Source organism: Cedecea davisae DSM 4568, from assembly GCF_000412335.2.
In the GTDB taxonomy this organism is placed as follows: domain Bacteria; phylum Pseudomonadota; class Gammaproteobacteria; order Enterobacterales; family Enterobacteriaceae; genus Cedecea; species Cedecea davisae.
The window spans coordinates 2,981,514-2,994,613 of sequence record NZ_KE161030.1 but is presented as its reverse complement, the minus strand read 5'-3'; the positions used below and the strand labels follow the sequence as shown (position 1 = coordinate 2,994,613).

Here is a 13,100-nt window from a genome sequence, read left to right as displayed (position 1 = left end):
AGGACAGAAAGGATTAAACGACTGAACCCCAGAGATCGTATTCGTCCGCGTTTTCAACTTTCACGCGTACTACGTCGCCCGGCTTCAGCTTAGTTTCACCGTTCAGGTAAACCGCGCCGTCGATTTCCGGGGCGTCTGCCATACTGCGGCCAATCGCACCTTCTTCATCAACTTCGTCGATCATCACCAGAATTTCACGACCCACTTTTTCCTGCAGGCGTTCGGCGGAGATCTTCTGCTGGAGCTGCATAAAGCGATTCCAGCGCTCTTCCTTCACTTCTTCCGGTACCTGGTCCGGCAGCTCATTGGCCGTTGCGCCGTCAACCGGGCTGTACTTGAAGCAGCCAACGCGATCCAGGCGAGCTTCTTTCAGGAACTCGAGCAGCATCTCGAAATCTTCTTCGGTCTCACCCGGGAAGCCGACGATAAAGGTCGAACGCAGGGTCAGATCCGGGCAGATTTCGCGCCACTGCTTAATGCGTTGCAACTGGCGGTCAGCAGAACCCGGGCGCTTCATCAGCTTCAGAATACGCGGGCTGGCGTGCTGTAACGGGATGTCCAGATACGGCAGGATTTTGCCTTCGGCCATCAGCGGAATTACGTCGTCAACGTGCGGGTAAGGGTAGACATAATGCAGGCGCGTCCACACGCCAAGCTTAGCCAGCTGTTCGCACAGGCTCACCATACTGGTTTTGACCGGCGCGCCGTTCCAGAAACCGGTGCGGTGCTTCACGTCCACGCCGTAGGCTGAGGTATCCTGGGAGATAACCAGCAGCTCTTTGACGCCGGCTTCTACCAGGCGCTTAGCTTCTGCCAGCACGTCGCCAATCGGGCGGCTATCCAGATCGCCACGCATAGACGGGATAATGCAGAAGGTGCAGCGATGGTTGCAGCCTTCGGAGATTTTCAGGTATGCGTAGTGGCGCGGAGTCAGCTTCACGCCCTGTTCCGGCACCAGGCTCAGGAACGGGTTGTGCTGAGGTTTTGGCACATAGTGGTGAACGTGCTCCAGAACCTGCTCATAGCTGTGTGGGCCGGTGATTTCCAGCACTTTAGGATGCACTTCACGGATCTGATCTACCTTTGCACCCAGGCAGCCGGTGACGATCACTTTTCCGTTTTCGTTCAGGGCTTCGCCAATCGCTTCCAGCGATTCCTGCACGGCGCTGTCGATAAAACCGCAGGTGTTGACGATAACCATATCGGCGTCGTCATAGCTTGGCACCACGTCGTAGCCTTCGGTACGCAGTTCGGTCAGGATACGTTCGGAGTCCACGAGGTTTTTCGGGCAGCCGAGGGAGACAAAGCCGATACGCGGCTGGTGGGTTACATTGCTCATAGCTTAAAAAGTGTTCAATTATTAGAAATATTAAGGCAGCGATTCTACAGAGGTTGGGCCGGAATTTGTACTGGATAATTGCAGTTCGTTTTTTGAGCGCGCCCTCCTGCATTCAACAGGTGTTGCTTTAACCCTCAGCCCCGGGCGCTGATTGAGCGGTGAAAAATGCTGGATATCGACTGCGATTAATCTCATTGTGGATTTTAATCTTTCCTTAAATCAACCAGATGGATATACCACTAAAATTGGTAGGTTTTGCGAGAACGATCAATTTTATTTGATTGATTGGTAAAAACGATCAATTATCAGTGGGTTACGATAATAAGGGAATATTAATGAACATGCAGCATTGGGCGCTGCCAATCTCCTCTCCGGATGGGCAATTATTAGGCGTTGAACTGGAAACCCGTGTTGAGGTTAACGGGTGTCGGGTGTTAACAAATTACGCTATGCAGGACGAAAGTATCGGCAGGCGTATTTTTGAGGAGGAGGCCGGGTGGCTGGATAGAAAAGCCGGCTGGTTTATCGATAACGGGTTGTTCTGCATTGTCAGCAGCGAGGCAAAATCCCTGGCGCAGGGGTTGCCGTTTATTAAATTTTTCAGTAATCACTCCCGCGAGCGGCCAGAGACTGGATTCTGGATTGATGAGATGGGAGCCTTCAATAGCAGCGCGATCCCCTTATTCACTCAGGGTTGTGAAGTTGTCCGCTTTAATAAGCATTACGCCACTTTGAACATCAGCAGGCCCATTTTCCCGGTCCTGATTAGTAACATCAGGCGCTACTGCAATAAGGTTATCGTGCCGGTTCACAACGGGCGTCACTTCGCTATGCTTGGCCAGGCAGGCGTCTGGGCGGTACAGCAGGAATCTAGCCTGGTTCACTTCAGCCACTGCGAGTCATTGCTGGACGGCAATGAGTTTCCACATTGTTCCCGGTAACAATTTTTCTGCTCTCAGTCACAGATTCACAAACTGTTGATTGTTAGCCACGAGGGAGTTTTATATAACGAAACCTGATTAAGGACGTTATCGGGTAAAGCCCGAGCGAAACCTGACCAGCAGCATGTTGCCCTGTGCCGACATGCTGCTGGTCAGGTTTTTTTTTGGCCCATGGATAACAAAAGCGCGCTAAGCGAAAGGTAAATAATATGAATATCAAATGGTTGGCTGAAAATGTTTTGCGCCTTGTTGGCGGAGAAGATAACGTCGTGACGGTGGTGCACTGCGCTACACGACTGCGTTTTTCTCTGCGTGATATCAATAAAGTGGATGTGGCTGGCCTCGAACAGCTCGAAGGCGTGATTGCCACAATGAAGGCTTCTGGCCAGTTTCAGGTGGTTATTGGCAACCGGGTTTCGGAGGTATATCGCCAGATTGGAGAGATCTCATCCCTGCTGGATGACTCTCACGCTAGCCAGCAGGGCAGCCGGTCCAATAACACCAACGTGTTTAGCAAAATGATCGACATTATCTCATCGATCTTTACCCCGCTGCTGGGGGCGATGGCCGCATCCGGCGTGCTGAAAGGGCTTTTGAGCATTGCCCTGGCAGAAGGCTGGATGAGCAAAACCGAAAGCACCTATGTGATTTTGGCGGCGGCGGCGGACAGCCTGTTTTACTTCCTGCCGATCATGCTGGCAATTACCACGGCGCGGAAATTCCAGGGCAATATTTTTGTTGCGGTGTCGATAGCCGGGGCGCTGATTTACCCCTCCATTATTGAGCTTTTCAACACCAAAGCGGACGTTAGCTTTGCCGGTATTCCGGTGGTGCTGATGAAATACACCTCAACCGTCATTCCGATTATTTTATCCATCTGGGTGATGTGCCAGCTGGAACGACTGTTCAACAAATTCATCCATGAAACGGTGCGCAGCATTGTCACTCCGTTTTTGCTGTTAGTGATTATGGTGCCGTTGACGCTGATAACCATCGGGCCAATCGGTATTTATACCAGCGAACTGGCGGCCAGCTTCTTCGTCACCATCTTCGGTTTTAACTCGATTCTGGCCGGCGCGCTGATTGCCGCGGTTTGGCAGATTCTGGTTATCTTTGGGATGCACTGGGCGTTTACGCCGGTGATCATCAACGACATCACGACTATCGGGCGCAGCACCCTCAAGGCTGCCACCGTACCGGCGGTATTTGCCCAGGCCGGGGCGGTGCTGGCGGTTATGCTGAAAACCAAAAATAAGAAAATGAAGGCCCTGGCAGGAAGTACCTTTATTACGGCTCTGTTTGGCATCACCGAGCCCGCCGTGTATGGCGTGACCTTAAAGCTGAAAAAACCGTTCGTTTGCGCCGTTATTGCGGCGGCGGTCGGGGGCGGCATCGTTGGGTATTCTAACAGCGCGGCGATTTCTACCGGTATCCCCAGCCTGCTGACGCTGCCGATTTTCTATGGTGAAGGTTTCGGCGGGCTGATCCTTGGGATTTGTGTCTCGTTTGTACTTGCTGCCGTCCTTACTTATATCGTCGGTTTCGAGGATATTCCCGAAGAAGGCAGCGCCGGGGCGACGGCAGATAATAAGCCTGCGGCGACCCTGGCTGCTGCCGTGAGTGCCGAAAAAATTGTGGCACCGATGAGCGGCACCATCGTTCCGCTGGAGCAGGTTAACGACAAGGTCTTTTCCAGCGGCGTTGTCGGCGACGGCCTGGCCATCCGGCCAGACGGCAACAAAGTTTTTTCCCCGGTCGACGGCACGGTTTCGGCCACTTTTGACTCGGGCCACGCGCTGCAAATTCTCTCCCAACACGGGGCCGAAATTCTGATCCACGTTGGCCTCGATACCGTGCAGCTCAACGGCGAGCACTATCAAATCCACGTCGCAGAAAACCAGCAGGTTAAGCGCGGCGATCTGCTGCTCGAGTTCGACAGAGAAGCGATAGAGCTGGCGGGGTACGACACCATTACGCCGGTCATCATTGCCAATGCTGACAGTTACCAACAGCTGCAAAAACAGACCCAGCCGCAGGCTCGCGTTGGCGACACGCTGCTCTCTTTATCATGATTCATTAAGGAGTTAACTATGAGATATCGGGAACTCAAACCCTTTCCAAAAAACTTTCTCTGGGGAGCCTCAACCTCGGCCTATCAGGTTGAGGGCGCATGGAACGAAGACGGTAAAGGGCCGTCGGTAATTGATGCCCGTGAAAGCTACCCCGAGGGAACAACCGACTTCAAAGTCGCCAGCGATCATTACCACCGCTACCGCGAAGATATCGCCCTGTTTGCCGAACTGGGGTTTAAAACCTACCGTTTCTCAATTGCCTGGACACGAATAATCCCGGACGGAGAAGGGGACGTTAACAAAGCCGGGGTAGATTTTTACCGCAACCTGATAGACGAACTGCTGGCGCATAATATTGTGCCGATTGTGACGATGTATCACTTCGATCTTCCTCAGGCGCTTCAGGAAAAAGGCGGCTGGCATAACCGCGCGAGCGTCGATGCTTTTGCCCGCTACGCCAACGTTCTGTTTGATGAATTTGGCGATAAGGTGAAGTACTGGCTGACGATCAACGAGCAGAACTTAATGATCCTTCAGGGCGAGGCGCTGGGAACGCTTGATCCTAAACTCTCGACCCAGGCCGATAAAAAGAAAAACCTGTACCAGCAAAACCACCATATGATGGTGGCGCAGGCGATGGCGATGCGGGATCTGCATACTAAATATCCTGATTCAAAAATTGGCCCCGCGCCCAATATTGCGGTGATTTACCCGGCCAGCAGCAAGCCGGAAGATATTCAGGCGGCCTTTAACTACAACGCTATTCGCAACTGGCTGTATCTGGATGTGGCGGCGAGAGGCGAGTACAACACTCAGGCCTGGCGCTATATGGAAGAGAAAGGCTACACCCCGGAGATGCTGCCTGGGGATGCCGAAGTACTAAAAAGCGGCCGCCCAGATTTTATCGCGTTTAACTACTACACCACGCAGGCGGTTGAGGCCAGCCGCGGCGACGGCAACGATGAAGTGGTGCGCGGCGGCAATAAGCTGCTGAAGTCGGGGGAAGATGGCGTACACCGTGGGGCGGCGAACCCGCATCTACCGCGTACGCAGTTTGGTACGGAAATCGATCCGGTGGGCTTCCGTAATACGCTGCGTGAAATCTGGGACCGCTACCATCTGCCGCTGTTGATAACCGAAAACGGGCTGGGCGCATTTGATAAACTCGATGAGAATGGCGAGATTAATGATGATTACCGTATCGACTTCCTGCGCCTGCACATTGAACAGATGCAGCTGGCTATCACCGATGGGGTTGAGGTCTTTGGTTATACGCCATGGTCGGCGCTGGATCTGATTTCCACCCACCAGGGTTGCGCCAAACGCTACGGTCTTATCTATGTTAATCGCGACGAATTTGACCTGAAGGATCTGCGTCGAATCCCGAAAAAAAGCGCTGGCTGGTATGCTGACGTTATGAAAAATAACGCGTTATAACAACCAGCCAGCGACGAGCGGCAGCGCCGGAGTGCTGCCGCCGTCAATCAGTAACCGATAGGGGTTTCAGTGATTACAGTCCTGAAAGTTTTGAGCAATAACGCGGTAATTGCCGTTGATGACAAGCACTGCGAGATTGTGGCGGTTGGCCGTGGAATCGGGTTTGGTAAACGCGAAGGCGACCCGCTTGCGGCACAGGAAATAGAGAGCCAGTTTATTAAAAAAAGCGGCGGCATCAGCGAGGTGCTCAGCGAGCTGGTGAACTCTATTCCGCTGGAACACTTGCTGATCACTCAGGCCATTTTGCAGCTGGCGCAGCAGCGTCTGGCTATTGAAGTACAGGAGTCGCTTATTTTTGCTCTTAGCGACCATATTAACTTTGCCGTGCAGCGCCATAAAAAAGGGCTGGCGATAAAGAATATGCTGCTGTGGGATATTAAAAAGTTTTACGCGCCGGAGTTTGATCTGGCGAGCGAAGCCGTCGCGTTAATCAACCGCAAGCTTGAGGTTGAACTGCCGGAAGACGAGGCCGGATTTATTGCATTGCATCTGGCAAATGCCAAAGTGAACGATATGCAAAGCACGATGCAGAGCGCTAATATCATTAAAGATGTTCTTTCGATTATTAAGTATGAATTAAAAATTAAATACGATGAGAGTTCTTTGAACTACCAGCGCATTATTACCCACCTGAAGTTCTTCACCCTGCGAATGATGAATAACCAGGCGGTCAGCCATGAAGATAAAAGCCTGTACGAAGGCATTAAAGAGGCAATGACTCAGGCCTGGCAATGCGCTCATAAAATTAACGCTTATCTCAGCAAAAACTATAACTACAGCCTGAGTCACGATGAAATCATATTTTTGACCATTCATATCAACCGGCTACGCGATTAAAGCTTATAAAAGTGGCATCGGGCATCGCTGGGTGCTGCTATTGAAACATTAAGATTTCACTCATTCCTCAACGTGAAAATATCACTTCTAAAGATAATGGCTTAAACTCTGTGAAAAAATATCCCTTCAGGCTGAAAGGTTCTGGAAATTATTACTTTACTTTTTATTTCGAGGTTTTCGCATGAAAGTTAATGAATTATCATCTCAGCATATTGTTACTGATGGGCGCGCCTATAATGATTCAAAAGGTAGGCCTGTCGGCGTTGCGGGTATAGTTAACAGAGTTACAAATGCCGTTGATGTACCGAAAGTATATCCGTTACAGACGCCCGAAGATAAAAGGCAGATAGATATGCTTTTTAATAATTGCCTCAGTAATACAGGGAAGTATCTACAATCGAAAAAATAGATTGCTTATTCAATCAATGGTTAATTCACCCTTTGTGCTGTCAGGAGCATTTGAGACAGCGATATTTTTGAAGCTTATTCTTAATTATTCGGGATTAGTCGCCACCGGATTGACAGCCCTTAGCTGTTCTGGATTCTGGCCTGTGGCCGACGTTGCGGCATGTTATTGTCGCCGCGCGTTTGACGGCAAAGGCCATTTATTTATCGCGCAGGGAGAAAACAGCGCATTCGTGATGTAAGAGTCGGCCCGGACGGCTATCTGTATGTCCTGACCGACGAAACTCACGGCGAGCTGTTAAAGCTGAGCCCGTCAGCTTAGCGGGATCATAATGACTTTCTGGAACGCCGGGCGCTGGGTCAACTGCTGATACCAGCGCTGTAGATTTGGCACCGCGTCCCACGGAATGTCGAGGTTAAGCAGGCTGTAAATCTGCGGGCCGAAGGCGATATCGCCGGTGCCGAATGCATCGCCGCCGAGCCAGGGTTGTCTGGCGAGCTCCGCATCCGCAATGGCGAACAGCTTATTGCAGGCGATGATGCCGCGCTCAATTTGCTCCTGGCTGCGCTGCTCGGGCGGCAGGCGCACCATATTGAAGAAGACGTCGCGGTAAGGGCCGGAAACGGCTGTTGCCGACCAGTCCATCCATTTTTCCCCTTTCGCTCTTCGGGCGGGTTCATTTACCCATAATTTATCGCGGCCATATTCAGCGGCGAGATAGCGCACGATGGTATTCGACTCCCAGAGCGTCAGCCCGTGCGCGTCGTCATGCAGGCAAGGTACCAGCCCGTTCGGGTTCATCGCCAGGTATTCTGCATCGTGCGTCAGGCCAAACTTCCCTCCGGCGGGAATAGAACGGTACGGCAGGTTCAGCTCTTCCAGACACCACAACACTTTTTTAACATTAGTGGAATTATCTCTGCCCCAAACGGTAATCATGATGGTTCCTTTTTTTGCTGGTGGAGGTTGAGTATCGCGCAGCTTGATGACGAAAACACCACAACAACTCAACCAAAGCTAAAAAAATAAGCGCAACGGCGGCAAGTCGGCCAGATATCGAATAAACTTAACAAACTTTACCAACTCTATGTTTCTTTAAGTGGATTCGTGCGTTATTACTCACATCCTGACATATGGGTGGCGGCGCGCGCCGTGATTTTTAAGAATGGATACTCAGGTGGTTTTATGAAGAGCTTGCAAATGCCTGCAACGTTACGTGCTTTAGCGGCGGGAACGACCCTGCTGTTGGTGGCGGCTCCTGCGCTGAGCGCTGAGCAGACCGCAGATGCTCCCCAGGTAGACGCCAAAGCCTGGATTTTGATGGACTACGCCAGCGGGAAAGTGCTGGCCGAAGGGAATGCTGACTCGCAGCTGGATCCGGCAAGCCTGACCAAACTGATGACCAGCTACGTGGTGGGACAGGCGCTCAAGGCCGGCAAAATTCACCTCACGGATATGGTGACCATCGGCAAAGATGCCTGGGCTACCGGCAACCCGGTGCTGCGCGGCTCGTCGCTGATGTTCCTGAAGCCGGGCGATAAAGTCTCGGTTGAGGATTTAAACAAAGGCGTGATTATTCAGTCCGGCAACGATGCCAGCATCGCCATTGCCGATTACGTGGCGGGTAGCCAGGACTCGTTCGTCAGCCTGATGAACAACTACGCGCAAAAGCTGAAGCTCACCAATACCACCTTCAAAACCGTGCACGGCCTCGATGCGCCTGGCCAGTTCAGCACCGCGCGCGACATGGCGCTGCTTGGGCAGGCGCTGATTCATGATGTGCCGGACGAATATGCGGTACATAAAGAGAAAGAGTTCACCTTTAATAACATCAAGCAGCCGAACCGCAACCGCCTGCTGTGGAGCTCTAACCTGAACGTGGACGGCATGAAAACCGGCACCACCGAAGGGGCGGGCTACAACCTGGTCGCCTCTGCAACTTCCGGGGATATGCGCCTTATCTCCGTGGTGCTCGGGGCTAAAACCGACCGCATCCGCTTTAACGAAAGCGAAAAGCTGCTGACGTGGGGCTTCCGCTTCTATGAAACCGTAACCCCGATTAAGCCGGATGCCACTTTTGTGACCCAGCGCGTGTGGTTCGGTGATAAGAGCGAAGTGAATCTTGGTGCGGGCGAGGGCGGCTCGGTCACTATTCCTCGCGGCCAGCTTAAAAACCTGAAAGCCAGCTTTACGCTGAATCAGCCGCAGCTTACCGCTCCGCTGAAGCAGGGGCAGGTTGTCGGCACTATCGACTTCCAGCTGAACGGCAAATCTATCGAGCAGCGCCCGCTGATGGTGATGCAGCCGGTAGAAGAGGGCGGCTTCTTCAGCCGCATGTGGGACTTTGTGCTGATGAAATTCCACAGCTGGTTCGGCAGCTGGTTCTCGTAAGGCTTACCACTCCAGAGTAATGCTTTCCGCCGCGGCGTAGTCCACAAACTCTGCGGCGGGAGGCTGATTGCTGATTATTGTATCAAACGCCGTCAGCGGTCCCATGCAGGCGGCGCGCACCTTGCCAAACTTGGTATCATCCACCACCAGAATGCTCTGCTGAGCCATGCTCAGCGCCCAGTGTTTAACCGGTAATTCATCGAGATTAAAACAGGTCGCGCCGTGGCGAAGGTGAACCCCTGCCGCGGAAAGAAACGCGATATCCGGGCAGATATTGCCGAGGCATTCCTGAAAGTTTATCGGCTTAAAAATCGCATTACTGGCGTGAAACTCACCGCCGCTTAAAATCACCCGGCAGTTAGGTTTGTCCTGCAAGGCTAGAAAAGTGTTCAGCGAGTAACAAACGCCGGTGAAGACCAGCTCGTCGTCCAGCGCATCGATGATATAGGGCGTGGTGGTGCCGCAGTCGAAGAACACCGTCTGGTGAGCAACAACGTGGCGGGCAGCAAGCTGCGCGGCGTGGCGTTTCTCATCAATCTGGCGTGTTTTCTGGTCGCTTAACAGGTAATGGCTGGCACCCGCGCTTCTTGGCTCAAGCACCACATAGCCGCCAAGCAGCACGACCTGGCCCGGCTCGCTGTTCAGGTCGCGGCGGATGGTCATTTCCGACACACCAAGCAGCTGTGCCGCTTCTTTAAGATGCATTTTATCGCTGCGCTTTAGCGCCTGTACCAGGCGGTTAATGCGCTCGTCACGGCGGGTTTCCATAGCGGCCTCTGAACATTAAAAAGCCCCGCTAAGGCAGGGCTTTAGTTAACGTATTTTACCTGCCGCAAGAGGCTTAGTCACGCACCCAACCTTTACGGATAGGCAGCGCAAAGCAAAAACGGTAGATCAGGTGCAGGCGTCGGTGGATTTGCGGCCCGCGCAGGTTCCAGACCAGCTGCGACAGCAGGCAGGCGCTCATGCCGACCAGCAGGCCGCCCAGCATATCCAGCGGCCAGTGGACGCCGAGATACACGCGGGACCATGCAATCGCGCAGCCGATAACAAACAGCAAAATACCGGACCAGACGCGGTGCCAGCACAGGAAGGCCAGCGCGAAGGTGAAAATCACCGTGCCGTGGTCGCTCGGGAAGGAGTCGTCCGGCGCATGATGCAGGAAGTTATAGCCCAGCCCGGTAACAAACGGGCGATCGTGCGGGAACAGTTGCCCAATGACCCACGAGAGGATCACGCTGATAATCAGCGCCATCGCCGTCTTGATAACCACCTGGCGCTGGGCGGTCATTTGCTTACGCTGCCCCCAAAGCCAGAGAATGGCTATCAGCAGCGGGACGATGCTTATCAGGTCTTTGGCGAAGAAAATAGCCAGCTTGATTATCCATTCCGGAGAGGCCGGAGTGGCGTTAATCAGCAAAAACAGATTCTGGTTGAGACTTTCCATCATAACGTTTCCTGTTCCTTTACAAGCCAGGTGGACAGCAGGCCATAAATCGCCACCTGGGTTAACCATACCCACCAACCCGCCCACAGGTTGTGGCTGAAAAAGTGCGCGCCGCGCATCACCTGGCCGTAGCCCATCATTATGCCGAGAAAGACACTGGCAAACAGGCAAAACCACGCCAGGCGCGGGCGTTCGCGATAAAACAAAAAGAACAATGCCATCACCCCGAAGCCGCTGGACGCGTGGCCGCCGGGAAAACATCTCCCCGGCCCGCTGCCTGCCGGAACGGCGCCAAACAGCGGATAAGAAACGGCATTACCGCCGTATTCGGCCAGGCTCCACGGGCAGGAGTGGTGGCTAAAATCCTTCAGGATGCCGACGGTTAACGCCCCGAGGCCGATTAAGAGCGCCACGACCACCAGCCGTGGCTGGCGGCGCCAGAGGCCCCACATCAGGGACAGCGCTCCCCCGACTATCACCAAATCCTTTAACAGGCGGTGGTTCAGCAAATCCAGCAGCCGGTTGTTCTGTAGCGGGAACTGCCGGGTGGCGGCATCAAACCAGTACCCGGTTATCCAGCGATCCAGCCCTTCATCTCTGGCAAGCCAGCTAAAAATGATAGCCAGCATTATCAGGATGAAAAGCTGGAAAAGATAGAAGCGTGGCGGCAGTCGGTAAAGCAGTTTTGTCTTATTTACCGTTGGTTTAGGAAAACTTTGCATTATGTAAACGGCGAGTGCTGCGCGGGTAGGAAAATGATGAGGAGAGAATATTCATCACAGATTAAGAAATCCTTAATACAATTGGGTTATCATATGCGCGCTTTTACAACCCGTGCTTTTCATCTGCAACAAACTGTTATCCGCGCGGGCAATTGAATACACTCTGCGCGTTTTTTTATCTTCTGAGTTCCTAATGCAAAATAATACGATAGCTAACAAATCGTTAGGCCGTCAGGCGTTGCTGTTTCCGCTCTGCCTGGTGCTCTACGAATTCTCAACTTATATCGCCAACGATATGATCCAGCCGGGAATGCTGGCCGTGGTGGATCAATACCAGGCCGGTATTGAATGGGTGCCGACCTCGATGACCGCCTATCTGGCGGGCGGCATGTTCCTGCAATGGTTGCTGGGGCCGCTGTCCGACCGTATCGGCCGCCGTCCGGTAATGCTGACCGGCGTGGTGTGGTTTATCGTCACCTGCCTGGCGACGCTGCTGGCACAAAATATTGAGCAATTTACTTTCCTGCGCTTCCTGCAGGGCATCAGCCTTTGCTTTATTGGCGCGGTGGGGTACGCCGCAATTCAGGAATCGTTTGAAGAGGCGGTGTGCATTAAAATCACCGCCCTGATGGCAAACGTAGCGCTGATAGCGCCGCTGCTCGGCCCGCTGGTAGGGGCTGCCTGGATCCACGTTGCGCCGTGGGAAACGATGTTTGTGCTGTTTGCCGTGCTGGCCGCTGTTTCCTTCTTTGGCCTGCACAAAGCGATGCCTGAAACTGCGACCCGCCTCGGCGAAAAGCTCTCTTTGCCCGAGCTTGGCCGTGATTACAAGCTGGTGCTGAAGAACGTCCGCTTTGTGGCGGGCGCGCTGGCTACCGGCTTCGTAAGCCTGCCGCTGCTGGCGTGGATTGCCCAGTCGCCGGTTATCATCATTAGCGGCGAAAACCTCAGCAGCTACGAATATGGCCTGTTGCAGGTGCCGATTTTTGGCGCACTGATCCTCGGTAACCTGGTGCTGGCAAAACTGACCGCACGCCGCAGCGTCCGCAGCCTGATTATTATGGGCGGCTGGTGGATTGTGCCTGGTCTGATTGTGGCCGCCGTGGCGACGGTGGTTTCATCCCACGCTTATTTGTGGATGACCGCCGGTCTGAGCCTGTATGCATTCGGGATTGGCCTTGCAAACGCCGGCCTGGTCCGCCTGACGCTGTTCGCCAGCGACATGAGTAAAGGCACGGTGTCTGCGGCGATGGGGATGCTGCAAATGCTGATCTTTACCGTGGGTATTGAGCTGAGCAAGCACGCTTATCAATTTGGCGGCAACGGGCTGTTCAGCCTGTTTAACTTGCTGGGTGGGTTAGTGTGGCTGGGGCTGATGTTCTTGTTCCTGAAGGACAAAACGGTAGGGCAGGCCAGAGACGCCTGACAAAAGAAAAACCCCGGATATC

At 53.3% G+C, this 13,100-nt stretch carries 12 protein-coding genes and 1 pseudogene; 8 read left to right on the top strand and 5 right to left on the bottom strand.

All coding sequences use genetic code 11. The annotated features are described in order from the left end of the window. Positions 1 to 13: 13 nt before the first annotated feature. Complete coding sequence (gene rimO / locus HMPREF0201_RS13645; protein WP_039898454.1) at positions 14 to 1,339, bottom strand: 30S ribosomal protein S12 methylthiotransferase RimO; 1,326 nt, start codon at positions 1,337 to 1,339, stop codon at positions 14 to 16. 335 nt (positions 1,340 to 1,674) lie between these two features. Here rimO and HMPREF0201_RS23085 point away from each other — a divergent pair, with 335 nt between their 5' ends. The 6 genes and pseudogenes from HMPREF0201_RS23085 to HMPREF0201_RS23080 all read left to right on the top strand — a co-directional run. Next, positions 1,675 to 2,280, top strand: a complete 606-nt coding sequence (locus tag HMPREF0201_RS23085; RefSeq protein WP_016537303.1) for a hypothetical protein — start codon at positions 1,675 to 1,677, stop codon at positions 2,278 to 2,280. Between the two features lie 209 nt (positions 2,281 to 2,489). Further along, a complete protein-coding gene (locus HMPREF0201_RS13635) occupies positions 2,490 to 4,352 on the top strand; it encodes a beta-glucoside-specific PTS transporter subunit IIABC (RefSeq protein WP_016537302.1) in 1,863 nt (620 codons plus the stop codon). 18 nt (positions 4,353 to 4,370) lie between these two features. Then, positions 4,371 to 5,789 carry a glycoside hydrolase family 1 protein gene (locus HMPREF0201_RS13630; RefSeq protein ID WP_016537301.1) on the top strand — a complete coding sequence of 473 codons (1,419 nt, stop codon included), beginning with the start codon at positions 4,371 to 4,373 and terminating at the stop codon, positions 5,787 to 5,789. 72 nt (positions 5,790 to 5,861) lie between these two features. Further along, the gene (gene licT, locus HMPREF0201_RS13625) at positions 5,862 to 6,686 is read left to right on the top strand and encodes a BglG family transcription antiterminator LicT (protein ID WP_039899362.1); all 825 of its coding nucleotides are present in this window, start codon (positions 5,862 to 5,864) and stop codon (positions 6,684 to 6,686) included. Between the two features lie 181 nt (positions 6,687 to 6,867). Beyond that, the gene (locus tag HMPREF0201_RS22860) at positions 6,868 to 7,095 is read left to right on the top strand and encodes a hypothetical protein (protein ID WP_072145786.1); all 228 of its coding nucleotides are present in this window, start codon (positions 6,868 to 6,870) and stop codon (positions 7,093 to 7,095) included. Between the two features lie 213 nt (positions 7,096 to 7,308). Beyond that, positions 7,309 to 7,413 (top strand): annotated as a pseudogene (locus HMPREF0201_RS23080) (PQQ-dependent sugar dehydrogenase); the annotation flags it as partial. Here the strand turns inward: HMPREF0201_RS23080 and HMPREF0201_RS13620 are convergent. Beyond that, positions 7,405 to 8,031, bottom strand: coding sequence for a glutathione S-transferase family protein (locus tag HMPREF0201_RS13620; protein WP_016537298.1), 627 nt, complete (start codon positions 8,029 to 8,031; stop codon positions 7,405 to 7,407). The pseudogene HMPREF0201_RS23080 and the gene HMPREF0201_RS13620 overlap by 9 nt on opposite strands. 261 nt (positions 8,032 to 8,292) lie before the next feature. Between HMPREF0201_RS13620 and dacC the strand changes: the two genes are divergently transcribed. Further along, a complete protein-coding gene (gene dacC / locus HMPREF0201_RS13615; protein WP_115586386.1) occupies positions 8,293 to 9,483 on the top strand; it encodes a serine-type D-Ala-D-Ala carboxypeptidase in 1,191 nt (396 codons plus the stop codon). A 3-nt stretch (positions 9,484 to 9,486) separates the two neighbouring features. On the opposite strand, the gene deoR is transcribed toward dacC, so the two are convergent. From deoR to HMPREF0201_RS13600, 3 genes are all read right to left on the bottom strand, one after another. Beyond that, a complete protein-coding gene (gene deoR, locus HMPREF0201_RS13610; RefSeq protein WP_016537296.1) occupies positions 9,487 to 10,251 on the bottom strand; it encodes a DNA-binding transcriptional repressor DeoR in 765 nt (254 codons plus the stop codon). Positions 10,252 to 10,324: 73 nt separating this feature from the next. After that, complete coding sequence (gene ybjG / locus HMPREF0201_RS13605; RefSeq protein WP_016537295.1) at positions 10,325 to 10,933, bottom strand: undecaprenyl-diphosphate phosphatase; 609 nt, start codon at positions 10,931 to 10,933, stop codon at positions 10,325 to 10,327. After that, positions 10,930 to 11,652 (bottom strand): phosphatase PAP2 family protein, encoded by a 723-nt coding sequence (locus HMPREF0201_RS13600; protein ID WP_016537294.1) that lies wholly within the window; start codon positions 11,650 to 11,652, stop codon positions 10,930 to 10,932. The genes ybjG and HMPREF0201_RS13600 overlap by 4 nt, the downstream gene beginning before the upstream one ends. A 193-nt stretch (positions 11,653 to 11,845) precedes the next feature. On the opposite strand from HMPREF0201_RS13600, the gene HMPREF0201_RS13595 reads away from it, so the two are divergent. Beyond that, a complete protein-coding gene (locus HMPREF0201_RS13595; protein WP_016537293.1) occupies positions 11,846 to 13,078 on the top strand; it encodes an MFS transporter in 1,233 nt (410 codons plus the stop codon). Positions 13,079 to 13,100: the final 22 nt, after the last annotated feature.

Excerpts from the sequence above, each read along its gene's own strand:
- HMPREF0201_RS13595 (WP_016537293.1), top strand. The coding sequence starts at position 11,846 with ATGCAAAATAATACGATAGCTAACAAATCGTTAGGCCGTCAGGCGTTG.
- ybjG (WP_016537295.1), bottom strand. The coding sequence starts at position 10,933 with ATGATGGAAAGTCTCAACCAGAATCTGTTTTTGCTGATTAACGCCACT.
- HMPREF0201_RS23085 (WP_016537303.1), top strand. The coding sequence starts at position 1,675 with ATGAACATGCAGCATTGGGCGCTGCCAATCTCCTCTCCGGATGGGCAA.
- deoR (WP_016537296.1), bottom strand. The coding sequence starts at position 10,251 with ATGGAAACCCGCCGTGACGAGCGCATTAACCGCCTGGTACAGGCGCTA.
- HMPREF0201_RS13635 (WP_016537302.1), top strand. The coding sequence starts at position 2,490 with ATGAATATCAAATGGTTGGCTGAAAATGTTTTGCGCCTTGTTGGCGGA.
- dacC (WP_115586386.1), top strand. The coding sequence starts at position 8,293 with ATGCCTGCAACGTTACGTGCTTTAGCGGCGGGAACGACCCTGCTGTTG.
- HMPREF0201_RS13620 (WP_016537298.1), bottom strand. The coding sequence starts at position 8,031 with ATGATTACCGTTTGGGGCAGAGATAATTCCACTAATGTTAAAAAAGTG.
- HMPREF0201_RS13600 (WP_016537294.1), bottom strand. The coding sequence starts at position 11,652 with ATGCAAAGTTTTCCTAAACCAACGGTAAATAAGACAAAACTGCTTTAC.
- HMPREF0201_RS13630 (WP_016537301.1), top strand. The coding sequence starts at position 4,371 with ATGAGATATCGGGAACTCAAACCCTTTCCAAAAAACTTTCTCTGGGGA.
- rimO (WP_039898454.1), bottom strand. The coding sequence starts at position 1,339 with ATGAGCAATGTAACCCACCAGCCGCGTATCGGCTTTGTCTCCCTCGGC.
- HMPREF0201_RS22860 (WP_072145786.1), top strand. The coding sequence starts at position 6,868 with ATGAAAGTTAATGAATTATCATCTCAGCATATTGTTACTGATGGGCGC.